At 51.4% G+C, this 15,829-nt stretch carries 13 protein-coding genes and 1 tRNA gene; 5 read left to right on the top strand and 9 right to left on the bottom strand.

What is annotated here, in order from left to right:
- Positions 1-364: 364 nt before the first annotated feature.
- Genes FHS90_RS17985 through FHS90_RS17975 form a run of 3 tightly spaced genes read right to left on the bottom strand, consistent with a single transcriptional unit; the run spans position 365 to position 2,447 of the window.
- Positions 365-1,633: an adenylosuccinate synthase gene (locus FHS90_RS17985; protein WP_182514060.1), complete on the bottom strand. Its 1,269-nt coding sequence runs from the start codon at positions 1,631-1,633 to the stop codon at positions 365-367.
- Positions 1,634-1,981, bottom strand: a complete 348-nt coding sequence (locus tag FHS90_RS17980) for an STAS domain-containing protein (protein ID WP_066839383.1) — start codon at positions 1,979-1,981, stop codon at positions 1,634-1,636. It abuts the gene before it with no gap.
- A complete protein-coding gene (locus FHS90_RS17975; protein ID WP_066839385.1) occupies positions 1,971-2,447 on the bottom strand; it encodes a Fur family transcriptional regulator in 477 nt (158 codons plus the stop codon). Before FHS90_RS17975 ends, FHS90_RS17980 begins: the two co-directional genes overlap by 11 nt.
- 230 nt (positions 2,448-2,677) lie before the next feature.
- On the opposite strand from FHS90_RS17975, the gene FHS90_RS17970 reads away from it, so the two are divergent.
- Positions 2,678-3,415 carry an outer membrane beta-barrel protein gene (locus FHS90_RS17970; protein ID WP_182514059.1) on the top strand — a complete coding sequence of 246 codons (738 nt, stop codon included), beginning with the start codon at positions 2,678-2,680 and terminating at the stop codon, positions 3,413-3,415.
- A 222-nt stretch (positions 3,416-3,637) separates the two neighbouring features.
- On the opposite strand, the gene FHS90_RS17965 is transcribed toward FHS90_RS17970, so the two are convergent.
- Positions 3,638-5,842 (bottom strand): RelA/SpoT family protein, encoded by a 2,205-nt coding sequence (locus tag FHS90_RS17965; protein ID WP_066839388.1) that lies wholly within the window; start codon positions 5,840-5,842, stop codon positions 3,638-3,640.
- Positions 5,843-5,995: 153 nt separating this feature from the next.
- On the opposite strand from FHS90_RS17965, the gene FHS90_RS17960 reads away from it, so the two are divergent.
- From FHS90_RS17960 to FHS90_RS17950, 3 genes are all read left to right on the top strand, one after another.
- Positions 5,996-6,077 (top strand) — tRNA-Leu (locus tag FHS90_RS17960).
- 72 nt (positions 6,078-6,149) lie between these two features.
- Positions 6,150-7,478, top strand: coding sequence for a trigger factor (gene tig, locus FHS90_RS17955; protein ID WP_066839390.1), 1,329 nt, complete (start codon positions 6,150-6,152; stop codon positions 7,476-7,478).
- Between the two features lie 352 nt (positions 7,479-7,830).
- Positions 7,831-8,529 (top strand): ClpP family protease, encoded by a 699-nt coding sequence (locus FHS90_RS17950; protein ID WP_066839394.1) that lies wholly within the window; start codon positions 7,831-7,833, stop codon positions 8,527-8,529.
- A 263-nt stretch (positions 8,530-8,792) separates the two neighbouring features.
- Here the strand turns inward: FHS90_RS17950 and FHS90_RS17945 are convergent, their stop codons facing one another.
- Positions 8,793-10,028 (bottom strand): DUF5009 domain-containing protein, encoded by a 1,236-nt coding sequence (locus FHS90_RS17945; protein WP_182514058.1) that lies wholly within the window; start codon positions 10,026-10,028, stop codon positions 8,793-8,795.
- Positions 10,029-10,341: 313 nt separating this feature from the next.
- Here FHS90_RS17945 and clpX point away from each other — a divergent pair, with 313 nt between their 5' ends.
- A complete protein-coding gene (clpX, locus tag FHS90_RS17940) occupies positions 10,342-11,565 on the top strand; it encodes an ATP-dependent Clp protease ATP-binding subunit ClpX (protein ID WP_066839396.1) in 1,224 nt (407 codons plus the stop codon).
- A gap of 116 nt (positions 11,566-11,681) precedes the next feature.
- On the opposite strand, the gene lpxB is transcribed toward clpX, so the two are convergent.
- The 4 genes from lpxB to FHS90_RS17920 all read right to left on the bottom strand — a co-directional run bounded on the left by lpxB (position 11,682) and on the right by FHS90_RS17920 (position 15,314).
- Positions 11,682-12,806, bottom strand: a complete 1,125-nt coding sequence (gene lpxB / locus FHS90_RS17935) for a lipid-A-disaccharide synthase (protein WP_182514057.1) — start codon at positions 12,804-12,806, stop codon at positions 11,682-11,684.
- Positions 12,807-12,973: 167 nt separating this feature from the next.
- Positions 12,974-13,390: a 6-pyruvoyl trahydropterin synthase family protein gene (locus FHS90_RS17930; protein ID WP_066837566.1), complete on the bottom strand. Its 417-nt coding sequence runs from the start codon at positions 13,388-13,390 to the stop codon at positions 12,974-12,976.
- Positions 13,390-14,397 (bottom strand): FecCD family ABC transporter permease, encoded by a 1,008-nt coding sequence (locus tag FHS90_RS17925; protein WP_343049774.1) that lies wholly within the window; start codon positions 14,395-14,397, stop codon positions 13,390-13,392. Before FHS90_RS17925 ends, FHS90_RS17930 begins: the two co-directional genes overlap by 1 nt.
- Positions 14,394-15,314 carry an ABC transporter substrate-binding protein gene (locus FHS90_RS17920; RefSeq protein ID WP_343049773.1) on the bottom strand — a complete coding sequence of 307 codons (921 nt, stop codon included), beginning with the start codon at positions 15,312-15,314 and terminating at the stop codon, positions 14,394-14,396. The genes FHS90_RS17925 and FHS90_RS17920 overlap by 4 nt, the downstream gene beginning before the upstream one ends.
- Positions 15,315-15,829: the final 515 nt, after the last annotated feature.

Here is a 15,829-nt window from a genome sequence, read left to right as displayed (position 1 = left end):
TTGAGCCCCCACGGACGCCGCCCGCGGCGGGCGCTGAGACAGAACCCGCCTCAGCCTCAGCCAGTTCCCCACTGGAAGTTTTTTCCTGAAAAATTTCACCCATGCCTCTGACATGATGAATCACGGTCGCCTCCACCGGCCACAGAGGCTGCGCTTACGCTGCCAAAGGGTTATCTTGGTGCCTTAGAGGAGGGAATACACCATTTTCGTTTTCGTGAAAGATTGTTATCCGTGCAATCAGAACCTTCTGGCTCCTCCCTTATGCTTGTATAGAAGTACGAGAGGCAGTTACTCCAGAAACAGAAAAGGAGCCCATGCTTTTTGCATATGCTCCTTTTCCAGGTTTACTGAATTACTTACAGCTCTATTTAACCAAAGTGCTTTTACGGTCTGGACCTACACTTATTATGTTTACGCTTACTTCCAGCTCCTTCTCCAGATAGGCTACGTACTCCAGCACTTCTTTAGGAAGGGCACCATAGCTCTCAAAATTTCTCAGCTCCTGGCCCCAGCCTTTCATACTTACGTACACCGGTGTAAGTTCTGCTTTATCCAGATCATGCGGCAATTGATCAGTAAGAGTGCCGTCTGGCAGTTGGTAATGGGTGCATACTTTGATTTCGTCAAAGTCATCCAGCACGTCTGCCTTCATCATGTTTAATTGGGTAACCCCGTTCAGCATGATGGCATACTTGAGCGACGGCAGGTCTATCCAGCCGCAACGGCGGGGACGCCCGGTAGTAGAGCCGAACTCTCTACCAGCTTGCCTGATCTTCTCCCCTACCTCATCATGCAGCTCTGTGGGGAAAGGTCCGCTTCCTACCCGGGTGCAGTACGCCTTGAAGATCCCGTAAACTTCGCCAATATGGCGGGGAGCAATGCCCAAGCCAGTACAAGCGCCAGCCACCAGGGTATTAGAAGAGGTAACAAACGGGTAGGTTCCGAAATCAATATCTAAAAGGGAGCCCTGCGCACCTTCTGCCAGAATTTTCTTTCCGTCTTTGATGGCCTGGTTGATCATGTACTCAGAATCTACCAATGTGAAAGACCGCAAAAACTCTACGGCACTGAAGAACTGCTCTTCCAGCTCTTCAATCTCCAGTGACTTCTGGTAAAAAGAGGCAATCTTCTGGTGTTTTGCTACCGTGGCCTGATAGCGCTCTTTGAAGTCAGGCAGCAGGATGTCACCAACGCGCAAACCGCTACGGCCAATCTTGTCCTGGTAGGCCGGCCCAATCCCTTTTTGCGTAGAGCCAATTTTTGACGTACCCAGGGCTTCCTCAGAAATACGGTCCAGGCTTTTATGCGAAGGCAGAATGAGTTGGGCTTTCTTGGAGATGAACAGGTTGCGGCCGGCATCAATCCCGCGGGCGGTGAGTTTCTCTACCTCAGTCCGGAACACGATGGGGTCCAGCACCACGCCATTCCCTATTATATTAGTGATGTGTTCGTGAAAAATCCCGGAGGGGATCTGGTGCAGCACGTGCTTGGTCCCTTCAAACTCAAGGGTGTGTCCGGCATTGGGCCCTCCCTGGAAACGGGCGACTACATCATACTGGGGAGCAAGAACATCTACGATTTTCCCTTTTCCCTCATCGCCCCACTGGAGGCCTACTAGAATGTCAACTGGCATTTAAAGTGATTCTTTTAGAAGCTGAATTGCGCTGGTGTCATCTTCAGCAATAGTGAAGATGGCGTTCAGTTTTGTGATGATTAATAATTTACGGATGTGCTCAGAAGGGTTGATCAAGACCAGCTCACCGCCCCGGTTTCTGAATTTGGTCAGCAAAGAGACCAGAACCCCTATGCCGCTACTGTTGATAAACCTCACATTTGAGAGGTCAATAGCGGCCAGAAGCAGGGAGTCATCTATGGTGTTATTGGCCAGGTCTGTCAGGCGCTGGGTCTCTGGCCCGCCAATCATGTCACCTTCCAGCCGTATGATCAAGACTTTGTCTTGCAGGGTGTGCTCAATTTTCATGGGTAGGGGCGTTTAGTTTAGCCTGGCAGTCGCCGCAGATGCCGTACAAATTTAAGGAGTGGTGCAGAATATTAAAATTCAACAGCTCTCCCACCATGGTCTGGATGTTGTGCACCCGCGGGTCACAGAACTCCACCACCTTGTGGCACTCGGTACAGATGACGTGGTCATGCTGCCGGCGGCCATACGATTTCTCATACTGCGCCAGGTTTCGGCCGAACTGGTGCTTGCTCACTAGGTCATTCTCAACCAGCAGGTCAAGGGTGTTATACACGGTGGCCCGGCTCACCTGGTAGTTTTTGTTCTTCATACTTATATAAAGAGACTCCACATCAAAGTGCCCGGTGCGGGAATAGATCTCCTCCAGAATAGCATAGCGCTCCGGAGTCTTCCGGAGGCCCTTATTCTCAAGGTATGCGGTAAAGATTTTCTTCACCTCTAGGAATTTAGCTTCGTCTAGTGCCATATACGTTCTCCTGCTGCAAACTTAACAGTTTTACACGGTAAAGCTAAAACTACAGAAGAAAGGTATTTAGTTCGGCCAGATTTCACTACTCAGAAGTAGGTAATTTGAGGCCAAAACCTGCCCTTGCCGCATCAAGAATATTGTTTATCTATATATTTGAGCACGAATATTAGTTACGAGACAATTGACAGGAACAAACAACTAAAACTCAATTATTTACTTATCTGCTTATGAAAACAACTACTTTCACCAAAGGCATGGGTTTCTCTATGCTTTGCCTACTGGGCACTTTGTCTGCCCCTGCTTTTGCCCAGTCTGCAGACGTCAATGCTGCTGCTGCTGAGCCTGCACAGAGGAGCCAAACCATTCTGCTGGCACACGCCGCCCCGGCTACTGAGCCCGCCACCATTTCTTACCGGGAGGCCACTTCTTCTTACAAACCTTTTGCGGTAAAACGTAAGCCGAAGGCTGCTTTTGAAGACGGAGGTTGGGCGTTAAATCTGGGATATGGCGTGATGATGGAAGGTACTAAGCCAGACGGTATCACCGGGCCATTCCAGGTATCCTTAGACAAAGCCCTTGGCGTAGAACTTGGACCAGGCGTAGTGGGTTTAGGTGCTGAATTTGGATACGCTGGCTATGATTTTGGAGAAGATGATGAAGCCGCAACTGTAAGTTTATTCCAAATCAGTGCAAGAGGTACCTACCATTATGATTTCTTACAAAATGATCAGTTAGATACCTATGCCGGTATTGGCTTCGGCTATTTCACTTCAAAGACAACGTTTGAAGATGAAGAAGTACAAGAAATGTACGAAGAGTTTGGAGATGATGAAGATGAAAGTACTACCGAGTTTACATTCATCATTGGTGCCCGCTACTACTTCACTGAGAAGTTTGGTGTGTACGGCGAATTCCAGAACAATGCTCTTTCAAGACTCGCTCTTGGTCTCAGTGTGAAATTCTAGTCACTGAAAGCCCCATAAAAAAGAGGCGCCCGCTATTTAGTAGCGGGCGCCTCTTTTTTATGGGGCTTGTTCAGGTAAATTCAAGTTTACGTTTTAGGGCTACTTTTCAGAAAACAGGCCCAAAACGCACTTCTCAACCAAAGCCGCAAGCCATTTCAAGCAAAGGGTTTCGTTCCTGTTTTCGGGCTGTTTTTCAAAAAGTAGCCCTAAAACAGAAATCCGTTAAGAATCAAAACGGTCAACGCTCAAGACGCCGTTCACCCGCAGCAGTTTCTGGATCAGTTTCTCCAGCTGGGCAGTGTCATTCACAAAGATCATGAGGCGGCCTTCAAACACCCCGTCATGCGAGTCAATGGTAATGGAGCGCATGTTCACTTTGAGGGAGTTGGAGATTACTTTGGTCACATCATTCACCAGCCCCACCCTATCGGTTCCTTTGATGGTGATACCGGCTAAGAAAGAAAGCTCCTGCTGCCCGGTCCATTTGGCCTTTACAATGCGGTGGCCGTAGTTAGACATCAGCTCAACCGCTTTGGGGCAGGTGGTGCGGTGAATGGTGATTCCCTGATCCTCGGTCTGGAACCCGAACACGTCATCGCCGGGAATAGGGTTACAGCAGTTGGCCAGCGTGTAGTCAATCTTATCTGTGTCTACCCCAATGGCCAACAGCTGCGAGTTAATGCCCCTGATCTTTTCCACCTCTTTGTCAAACGTAGAGCCGTCCAGCAACGAAATGGGCCGGTACTTCTCGCTCTGCGGATTAAAGATATAGTCTTTGATTTCCTTCAGGTCAAGCAACCCAACCGCTATCCTGTAGTAAAAGTCCTGCAGTGAGGCAGCATTAAAATAAGCTGCCAGACGGTTTAGGTTGGCCGCAGAAGGCTCAACAGATATGCTCCGGAGCCGCTCCTCTACCTGCACTTTTCCTTCTTCGGCTTTGCCTTTGCGTTCTTCGCGCAGGAACTCCTTTATTTTAGAGCGGGCCTTGGAGGTGGTCACAAATTTGAGCCACTCCCCCGTGGGCTTCTGCTTCTGAGACGTCAATATCTCTACCTGGTCTCCGTTGTGCAGCCGGTAACTCAACGGCACCAGCTTCTGGTTCACCTTGGCACCAAGGCTTTGGTAGCCTATCTGGGTGTGAATCTCAAAGGCAAAATCAAGGGCGGTGGCACGGTCTGGCAAGATAATCAGTTCGCCCTTGGGCGTAAAGACGAAAACCTCCTCTACAAAGAGATTGGTCCTGAACTCATCCAGAAACTCAATGGCGTTGGTGTCAGAGACCTCCAGCATGTCGCGCACTTTGTTGATCCAGTTGTCCAGACCAGACTCTGTGGGGCCCACGCTACCGGTTTTATATTTCCAGTGGGCGGCATATCCCCGTTCAGCCACGTCATCCATGCGTTTGGTTCTGATCTGCACCTCCACCCACTGCCCGGTTTTACTCATAACGGTGGTATGCAGCGCCTCATAGCCGTTGGCTTTGGGGGTGCTGATCCAGTCGCGCAGGCGGTCTGGGTTGGGCTGATAGAAGTCTGTGACAATAGAGTAGACGCGCCAGCAGGCCGGCTTCTCCTGCTCATACGGCACGTTCAGGATAATCCTGATGGCAAAGAGGTCATAGATCTCCTCAAACGTCACATTCTGCTTCTTCATCTTTTTCAAGATGGAGTAGATTGACTTAGGTCTGCCCTTCACCTCAAAGTCTTTAAACCCCTGCCGCCGCAGTTCCTCCTCTATAGGGCCAATAAAATCAGCGATAAACTTATTACGGGCGCTCTTGGTCTGCCGTATCTTGTTGGAGATGAACTTGTACGTCTCCGTGTCTGTGTACTTGAGGTGCAGGTCTTCCAGCTCAGACTTGATGGCATATAACCCCAGGCGGTGCGCCAGCGGGGCGTACAGGTACATGGTCTCAGAGGCGATCTTGAGCTGCTTGTCACGCGCCATGCTGCCCAGCGTGCGCATGTTGTGCAGGCGGTCGGCCAGTTTGATCAGGATCACCCGCACGTCATCAGACAGGGTGAGCAGCATCTTCCGGAAGTTCTCTGCCTGCTGGCTGGTGCCGTACTCAAACACCCCGGAGATCTTGGTGAGGCCCTCAATGATCTTGGCCACCCGCGGCCCGAAATCGCGTTCAATGTCAGCAATCTCCAGGTCTGTGTCTTCTACCACGTCATGCAGCAGGGCGGCCACTATGGAAGTGGTACCCAACCCAATCTCCTCCACGGCAATCTGGGCCACCGCCAACGGGTGCAGAATGTACGGTTCCCCAGACTTACGGCGCATGTCTTTATGGGCTTCCAGGGAGGTGTTGAAAGCCTTTTTTATAATCTTGGCGTCATTGTCCTTGAGAAAAGGCTTGGCATGGCGCAGCAACTTTCTATAATGGCGCAGTATCTCTTTCCGCTCTGCTTCGTGGTCAATCATACAGGTAAGTACATCAAAAAACGGGGCAAGGCAAGCGCCGAGGCGTTTTTGAATTATTTTTCATAAATTTCAACAAAAAAAACGAATCATAGTTGCATAAACAAAAAAGAGTTTGCTACATTTGCAGCACAATTACGGAGCACATTATCACATGCGGATGTGGCGAAATTGGTAGACGCACTAGACTTAGGATCTAGCGCTGCGAGGCATGGGGGTTCGAGTCCCTCCATCCGCACAAAGAAAACCCTCAATCCCAACCGGGGTTGGGGGTTTTTCAATTTAAAAATAACCTTAAAGATCAATAGCCTTGAATATTACCCTGAATCAAACCGATGGCCTGAATGCCAGCCTAAAAGTAAGCCTGCAAGAGGCTGACTACGCTGCCCGTGTAGACGAGCAAATCAAAGAATACAGCAAGAAGGCCAACATCAAAGGCTTCCGCCCGGGTAAGGTTCCAGCTGGTTTGATCCGTAAAATGTACGGCAAAGGAATCCTGGTTGAAGCCATCAACCAGCTCCTGGGTGAGTCAGTGAACAACTACATCAAAGAAAACAAAGTTCGTATTCTGGGCGAGCCGCTGCCCGAGCGCCAAGACGAGAACTCTATTGACTGGGACAACCAGAAAGAGTTTGAGTTCAGCTACGCCGTTGGTTTGCTGCCCGAGTTTGAACTGCCTCTGAGCGAAGTCTCTGTTCAGAAATACAACATTGAGGTAGACCAGACCACCGTTGATGAAGCCTATGAGCAGATGAAGCGCCAGTTTGGCAAAACCACCAACCCAGAGGTGTCTGAAGCCAATGACTACCTGTACGGTGAGCTGAAGCAAGTAGACGGCGAGTTTGAAACCAAAACCCTCCTTCCGTTAAACAAGGTGGTTTCTGGCGCTGACAAATTCATTGGCGTGAAACCAGAAGACACCATCACCTTTGACATTAGAGAAGCCTTTGGTGATGATGCCGCTCTGGCACATGTGACCGGCCTGAGCAAAGACGTGACCAAAGACCTGAACGGCCAGTTCACCTTCACGGTTGAGAAAATCAACCGTACTGAGGCCGCTGAGATGAACCAGGAGTTCTTTGACAAGATCTTTGGGCAGGGCAACGTGACCACTGAAGAGGAGTTTGACGCCAAAGTGCGCGAGGTGATCAAAGAGAACTATGAGCGGGAGGCCGAAAACGTACTTGACCGTGACGTGATTGACCAACTGGTGGAGAAATCTTCTATTGAGATCCCGAACGAGTTCTTCAAGCGCTGGTTAACCGTGACCAATGAAGGCAAGATCACCCCTGAGCAGATTGAGGAGTTCTATGACCAGTATGTGAAGGAGCTGAAGTGGTCAATGATCCGGAACAAAGTAGTTGAGGAGAATGACATCCAGATCAAGAACGAAGACGTGGTGAACAGCGCCCGCCAGAAAATGATGGCCCAGTTCAACATGCCAGAAGTTCCTGAGGAAATGGAAGACACCTTCAACAACTTCCTGGACAACCACCTGAAGCAGAACAACGGCCGCAACTTTGTAAATGAGTATGAAGGCCTGGTGGCAGAAAGAGTGCTGGCGTTTGTAAAGGAAAAAATCACCATTACAGAGAACACCATCTCCGCTGAGGAGTTCCGTAACAAAGTAGGGGCTTAATCCCCTGCTTGGTTTAAAACAGAAAAGCCTTTGCCGTACGGCAAAGGCTTTTCTGTTTTAAACCAAGCAGGGCAAGTATCACGTAGTGGTTAGCAAGTAGCAAGAATTTCGGCATCTCTGTTAACGGCAGTTACCCTGGAAGAACATCCGTCATTCAGAAATTACTTCTATCTTGAGACCTGATACGCGCTACGTGCTACCTTTCTCGGCCATAATGGCAGTAAAAACACGCTGCCTGTTTTTGGCCTGATTTTAGAAAAACAACTCGGAAACAGGTAAACGGTTGTACCTTCTGGCGACCGTGTAACCTACCCGTTTCTTTTTAAGTTAAGGCTAACTAAACAGAACCTTTATGTACAACAAAGACGAATTCAGAAAATTTGCCGTGAAGGGCCTTGGCATGAGCGGCCTGGGCGTTGACCAATACCTCACCCACATTGAAAGCACTGCGCGCCTGCAGCCTACCAGCATGACCCGCTCGGTAATTGAAGAGCGCCCTACCAACTTTAGGGAGATTGACGTGTTCTCCCGCTTAATGGTAGACCGCATTATTTTCCTGGGCACACAGGTAGATGACTATATTGCCAACATCATTACCGCCCAGCTGCTGTTCCTGGAGTCAGCAGATTCAAAAAAAGACATTCTGCTTTACATCAACAGCCCGGGGGGCTCTGTGTACGCCGGTTTGGGTATCTATGACACCATGCAGTATGTGCAGCCAGATGTGGCCACCATCTGTACCGGTTTAGCCGCCTCTATGGGTGCTGTGTTGCTTTGCGGCGGCGCCAAAGACAAGCGCTCTGCCCTGCCCCACGCCCGCGTGATGATTCACCAGCCAATGGGTGGTACCCAGGGCCAGGCCTCAGACATTGAGATCACCGCCCGTGAGATCCTGAAACTGAAGAAAGAACTCTATGAGATCATCTCCAGCCACAGCGGCAAATCTGTGGAGCAGGTAGACAAAGACTCTGACCGTGACTACTGGATGATTGCCCAGGAAGCCAAAGAATACGGTCTGATTGACGAAGTCCTGACCCGTCACAAATCATAACCCACTGCTTTTGTTAAAACAGGAAAGCCCGCAGCACTGCGGGCTTTCCTGTTTTAATACATTCCTGTTTTGGGGCTGTTTTCAGAAAAACAGCCCAAAACAGGAATCAAGTACTTTGTCAAAACTACCGGTACCTTTTCCCCTCTCTGTTCTCCTGCAAAGATCTTGGTGGCGAACAGCAGGACCGGTCAATGAGCGTCTTTCTGGCTCGCAATCAGAATCCCTTCAGGATGTGATAAAACAGATCAGGAAATGTCTTCCCCTTACAGTTTAAGCCTGATCCCGCGCCTGCCTAGCAGCCACACCACCAACACCACCAGCAAGGCGAAACCCAGTGATTTCACCAACCCAAGCACACCCGTCCGCATTCCTTCAGGCAACCGGAAAGACAAGTACGCCACCAGCCCCATGTGCAGGTACGGGATTAAGTAGCAGGTGAGGGTGCTGGTGCCGGCAGGTTGAACCAACCGGTACCATTTCTTGATGCCCTTTACGTCTGTGAGGTACACCATGCCCGCAAAGCAGAGCAGACTAATGCCGGCGCAGATAGCGGTCCAGGAAGGGGTGGCTCTTATTTTAGAAATCTCCCAGACAGGCCGCGTCATAAACCCAAAGGCCAGCCACCCCGCCGCCGACGCCAGCGCGTACACCCAGAAAGCCTTCTGGTTCAGAGGGTGTCGCTGGTAGAACCAGGTAGTCACTACCCCGGCCATGGTGAGCGCAGGCATACACCCGTCGCCAATAATCCAGACATACGCTTTCACCCCGGCCAGCGGCTCTAACCAACCCAGGTGCGCGGCGCTGTTAAAGGCCAGGAAAAACAGCATACCTCCCACCAGCGCCCCTATCTGCCCCTTAGAGAACAAGTACACCAAACCGCCCAGCAGGTAAGCCCACCCAATCATGCCCAGAATGCCCCACCACTGCGGGCGCATCCAGACCATGCCTTCGGCCGAATGGCCTTTGTACAAAGCCGCCAGTACTGCCAGCAGCAGCACACCCACGGCTTTGAGCACCCATGGGTATTTTCTGGAAGCATCTTTGGGATAATCCAGCCAGACCAAAAAGAAGGCAACAGTGATCAGGATAGCCCAAATGGGCCGGGGCAGCAGTGCCTCTGGGCTGTAGCTGCCCAGGTTCACGTGGAAAAACCCCATCACCAGCAGCGCCAATGCCCGCAGCCCTATATGCCCGGCAATAGTAGCTGTGGCGTCTCCCCTGCGCCGTCTGCTCTGCACCGCCAGCGGAATGGAAAGCCCCACAATAAACAGAAAAGCCGGGAAAATGACATCAGAGAAACCCATGCCGTCTTCCTGCGCCTCAGTGTGCAGGAGCCACCCCGGAATACCCTGTAGTGTGCCCAGGTCATTGCAGAAAATCATGAGCACCATGACAACCGCCCTGAACGCATCAATAGAAATTTGCCGCGACGGCCCCAGGGCCAACCTTTCAGCCTTCTCGCCTATTTCCTGGTCCACTACCCGTGTAGTCCCTGCCATGTGGTTTCTTTTTTCTGGAAGATATCTGTTTTTGGCCTGTTTTCTGAAAAACAGGCCAAAAACAGAAGCGTTCACCTACTTATTTTCTCCCCCCGGTTTTGCGCCCAAGACTGTTTTACCAGGGTGCAGAGAGTTCTGCTTCAAACAGATACAACATAGCCTATATTTTATAAACTACTCTTTTACAACCACTTCACCCCCGGCCATAAAAACAATGTCTGAAAATATATTGGCATAGTGCTTAACCAATTTTGTAACTTTGCCGTAGCTGCCCCACTGTAGGGGCGAAAACAGTAGAATACCACACCCGGCTATGGCAGAAATTACGTGCTCCTTTTGCGGCAAGAATAAGAAAGAAGTGTCTGTGATGATCTCAGGCATTAACGCCCATATCTGTGAGCGCTGCATTGGGCAGGCGCAGCAGATCCTGAATGAGGAGAACCGCCTGCGTGCCAACAACCGCGCCCCTAAGTTCAACCTGATCAAGCCCAGGGAAATGAAAGAGTACCTGGACCAGTTTGTGGTGGGTCAGGACGAGGCCAAGAAAGTAATGTCAGTAGCGGTTTACAACCACTACAAACGCCTCATGCAAAAACCCAAGGCAGATGATATTGTGATTGAGAAGTCAAACATCATCATGGTGGGTGAAACCGGCACCGGGAAGACCTTCCTGGCCCGCATGCTGGCCGGCATCCTGCAGGTTCCTTTCTGTATTGCTGATGCCACCGTGTTAACAGAGGCCGGGTACGTGGGGGAAGACGTAGAAAGCATTTTGACCCGCCTCCTGCAAGCCGCCGACTATAACGTGGAAGCCGCAGAACGGGGCATTGTCTACATTGACGAGATTGACAAAATTGCCCGCAAGAGTGACAACCCCTCCATCACCCGTGACGTAAGCGGCGAGGGGGTGCAGCAGGCCCTCCTGAAACTGCTGGAAGGCACCTCCGTTAACGTTCCGCCGCAGGGCGGAAGAAAACACCCGGAGCAGAAGATGATCACGGTGAACACGGAGAACATCCTGTTCATCTGCGGCGGGGCGTTTGTGGGCATTGACCGCCTCATCAAGAGCCGCCTCAACACCAAACCTATTGGCTTCTCCAAAACTTCTCTGGATGAGCAGATGGACACTGATAACTTCCTGCGGTACATCACCTCGCAAGACCTCAAATCATTTGGGTTGATTCCTGAGCTGATTGGCCGCCTGCCGGTGGTCACCCACCTGAACCCGCTAGACAATGAAACGCTCCGCCTGATCCTGACAGAGCCTAAAAACTCATTGATCAAGCAGTACAAGCGTCTGTTTGAGATGGAGAACATCACGCTGGAGTTCACAGATGAAACCCTGGAGTACATTGTAGAAAAAGCGGCAGAGTACAAGCTAGGGGCCCGTGGCCTCCGCTCTATCTGTGAGGGGATCATGACAGATGCCATGTTTGACCTGCCTTCTGACCAGGACGGCGGTACCCTGGAAATAACCTTAGAATATGCCCGTGATAAATTTGAGAAGTCTTCTATCAAGCAGCTGAAGGTGGCATAGTGCACGCAAACCCATAAAAGAAGGGCTGCCTTACCAGATGTAAGGCAGCCCTTCTTTTATTTTGCCTGTTCTGTTTTCGGGCTGGTTTTCTAAAAACAGCCCGAAAACAGAAATCTTTATTTGCTCTTCTCCTCCTTTAGGTATTGCACCATCAGTTTGGCGGCTGTCTCAGAGGTATTGAAGTCACCAATCAACTTGCGCACTTTGGCGTACCCTTTGAGTTGCGCGTCACGGCCGGCAGGGTTTTCCAATACATTCTTTAGTTCCTTGACCAGGTTCTGCGCATTCAAATCGCTTTGAATGAGTTCTGGCACCACCCGCTCATTGGCAATCAGGTTTACCAGAGAAATATAAGGCACCTTGATCACCGCCTTGCCTATCCAGTAAGAGATGTTGCTGGTACGGTAGCACACCACCTGTGGCACGTTAAACAGGGCTGTCTCTAGCGTGGCGGTGCCAGAGGTTACCAGGGCCACCTCTGCGTGTGCCAGCAGGTCATAGGTCTGGTCATAGACAATCTTGATGAACGGCTCACGGTTAAAGTGCTCGTAGTACTCTTTAGAAAAGTTGCTCACCGCGGCCACCACAAACTGGTAATCCTGGAACGGTGGCAGAATGCTCAGCATGATGTAGAGAATGTTCTCTATCTCCTGCTGGCGGCTTCCCGGCAGCACCGCAATGATAGGCCGGTCATCCAGCCCGTTTTCTTTCCTGAAGTTCTTGTTCACCACGTGCGCTGACACAGAGTCAGACACAGGGTTGCCAATATAGTCTGTCTGGTGGTAATCAAACTTCTGGTAGAAGTCTTTCTCAAAGGGCATGATGACAAACATGCGGTCTACCAGTTTCTTGATGGTATGCACGCGCCCCTGGTTCCAGGCCCAGATTTTAGGCGAGATGTAATAGAAGACTTTCAGCCCGTTCGCCTTGGCGAATTTGGCAATGCGCATGTTAAACCCGGCATAGTCTACCAGAATGACCACATCTGGCTGGTACTGCAGCAGGTCCTGCTGGCACTCCTTTAAAAAACGCTTGATTTTGAGCAGGTTGGTGGCCGCTTCCAGAAAGCCCATAAAGGCCATTTCCTGATAATGCTTCACCAGCTGAGCACCTGCCGCCTCCATCATGTCACCGCCCCAGCAGCGTATGTGCGCCTGCGGATCTTCCTGGTGCAATTTCTTGATCAGGTTTGAGGCGTGCAAGTCTCCGGACCGTTCTCCGGCAATGATATAGTACTTCATCAGAAAATAGCAGCCTGCCAACAGGCTTCTTTTTTAGTTATGGGTGAGCAGTTCAACGTGTGGCAGGTTTGGTGTTCCTGCCCGGTTGGGCAAAAGTGTCAGTCTTCAAGCGTGTAAGCCTTCTGTACTCCTCCAACTTCTACTCCAAATCCCCTTTCACCACGGGCTTACTCCCCAAAATACTCCACAAAATTGCGGGGCGTCTCGTAAAGTTTCAGGCTGTGCAGTTGCGCATTTGATATACGGGGAATCTGGGGGTTTAGGATGTTCCAGAACTCCATCACCAGATTCTCAGTGCTTGCCAGCTTGCCTTCCATGAACGGCACGTCCAGGTTCAGATTCTTATGGTCTACCTTCTCAATGATGTGCTCCCTAATGAGAAGGCTCAGTTTTTTCAGGTCTATCACAAAACCGGTTTCCGGGTCAGGCTTTCCCTTTACCGTTACTATCAGTTCATAATTGTGCCCATGCCAGTTGGTATTGGCGCACGGGCCAAATACCTCCTTGTTCTTGGCCATAGACCAATTGGGGTTGTGCAGCTTGTGTGCTGCGTTAAAATGCTCTAACCGGCTTACGTATACCATTAATTGAATCGGTAATTCTTTCTACGCAGCAAATATACGAAGAAAGGCACACCAAAGAACGAAGTCACAATGCCCACCGGTAAACCGGCTGGCGGGTACAGCAGCCGCGAGATCAAATCACACACTACCAGAAACAGGCCGCCCCCTAACGCGCAGGCCGCCAGGTTCAACCGGCTGGTGGTGCCCAGCAGGGCCCGTATTACATGCGGCACCATGAGCCCCACAAACCCCACAGGGCCGGAAAAAGCCACCGCAAAGCCTGTCACCACAGACACCGTCACCAGCATCACCCATCTGATCCTGCGCACATCCAGCCCCAGCGTCTCTGCCCTCTCGGTGCCCAGCAGCAATACATTAAGGTGGCGCTGCAGAAAAAAGAACAGCACCAGGGAGAGCACCAGCGCCGTGGCCGGGTATCCCAGGTTGGTCCAATCTGCCTTCTCAAACCCGCCCATGCTCCAGAACACCACAGATTTCAGCTGGCTCTCAGACTCAGACAGGAACATGATCAGGCTCACCAGCGCCACCAGCAGCGAACTCAAGGCAATGCCCACCAACAGCATCTGGCTGGGAACCAGCTGCCCACGCCGCGACCCCAGCACCACCACCACCAGCGTTACCCCAAAGGAGCCCAGCAGCGCAAAAAATGGAGGCATGTAAAACCCCAGGAAAGTTAGATCTGCAAACAGGTAAAAACTGATGGAAGCCCCCAGTGATGCCCCAGACGCTGTTCCCAGCAAATAGGGGTCGGCCAGGGCATTGTTCACCAGCGCCTGCATGAGGTAACCCGCAAACGCCAGGGAGGCTCCCGTTAGAAACGCTAACAGCAGGCGCGGCAACCGCAGGTGTATGATGCTGTAATGCGCCGCATCACTGGCCTCATATGAAACAAACGCCTCCAGAATGGTGCTGAACGGCGTGCTAATGCTCCCAACCCGCAGGCTCAGGAAAAACCCCAGGGTCAGCAACAGCAGCAAACACAGAAATACCCAGGCTGTTTTTCTCACGGCAGCACCTTTTTTAGTTCCTCAATACTTTGCACCACCCGTGGGCTGGGGCGGGCTAGCAGGTCATCGGTTACGTCAAAAATGCGTTTGTTCTTATAGGCGTTAATGCGCCTAAGCTCTGGGTACAGCGAGAAAAATGTCTTCTCATAATGGTCAAAGCTGCCCCCAATGATCACATCTGGGTTCATTTTCAGGATATATTCCCGGGTAAGCGCCGGAAAAGCCTGCGCAAATTTTTCCTCTACGGCATTTCTGGCTCCGGCAAAGGAAAGTTTGTCTGTCAAAATAGTATTGCGGCCATACACGTAAATAGGGTCCCGCCATGTAATAGCCAATACGCGGGGCTTAGGGGCCCGGCCTGAATCTGCCGCCAACGCCTTCAGCCGTAGCTGCAGCGAGTCTGCCACTGCGTTTGCCTGCTCCTCCCGCTGCAGCAACCGCCCCAAGTCCCGTATGCCGCGCAGCACATCTGCCACACTGTCATACGCCTGGTAATAGATAGGAATGTGGAGCTTCTCCACCTGCGCCGCCACCTCTGCTGAGATGATTCCTTCAGTGGCGAACACCACCTGGGGGTTCAGGGCCAGCAGCCGCTCATAGTCCATGGGGTAATTGTTGAGGACCGGCTTGGCCAGGGCGGCAGCCGGATAGTCACAGTTCTGGGTTCGGGCAATGATAGTCCCGGTATCAGCCACGGCAAACAGCATCTCAGTCATAGACGGTGCCAACCCCAGAATACGGGTCGGTTTTACCGGTAGCGTCACCTTACGGCCCAAATCATCTGTCACCGTGTGCAGGGTGGCGTCAGCAGACGTAGCAGGGCCTTGCCTTTTAGATTCACAGGCGAAAAACAACGCCACACACAACGCATACAACGGCAGGCTTTTCTTCGCCTTATAGATAATCTGATACTTCACGTGGGTACTATAAATTCAGGGTAAGCCCCAAAGATACAGCATTTGCTTCAAGAGAAGTACCCTGTCTGGAACATGAACCCCGTGCCAGATTTTCCCCAATGGGAATACTACTTCCCTCCTCCTGCGGGAGCTTGCTCCGCAGAAGCCGCAGCCCCCCAGGAACTTAACGGGAGCACGGGCAGGCGGCCGAGGTTAACCCCCAGAGGTTTGGAAAGAACGGGAGAGGGCGCACCTGCTCTTAGGAATAACGGGCCAGGGAAGTTCCCACATTCTGACGGAGAACGTTTCGCTTAGCGCCGCCCCCAGGCGGGGAAGGAGCAGAAATGCGTAGTGCAGCTGGTGTGAACACCTCTTTTTGCCCCTTTTTAGGGGCGAGTAGGGCAACTCTTGAAAAACCCCATGCAGGTACATTCCTGTTTTGGGGCTGTTTTTCAGAAAACAGCCCCAAAACAGGAATTGAGGTGGGCACCGCCCTCCCCGCAACATCTCGCCCGCTGAAACTTTCGTACCTTTGG

Source organism: Rufibacter ruber, from assembly GCF_014138425.1.
Taxonomy (GTDB): domain Bacteria; phylum Bacteroidota; class Bacteroidia; order Cytophagales; family Hymenobacteraceae; genus Nibribacter; species Nibribacter ruber_C.
The sequence above is the reverse complement of the archived record's forward strand: the minus strand, read 5'-3'. Positions and strand labels throughout refer to the sequence as shown.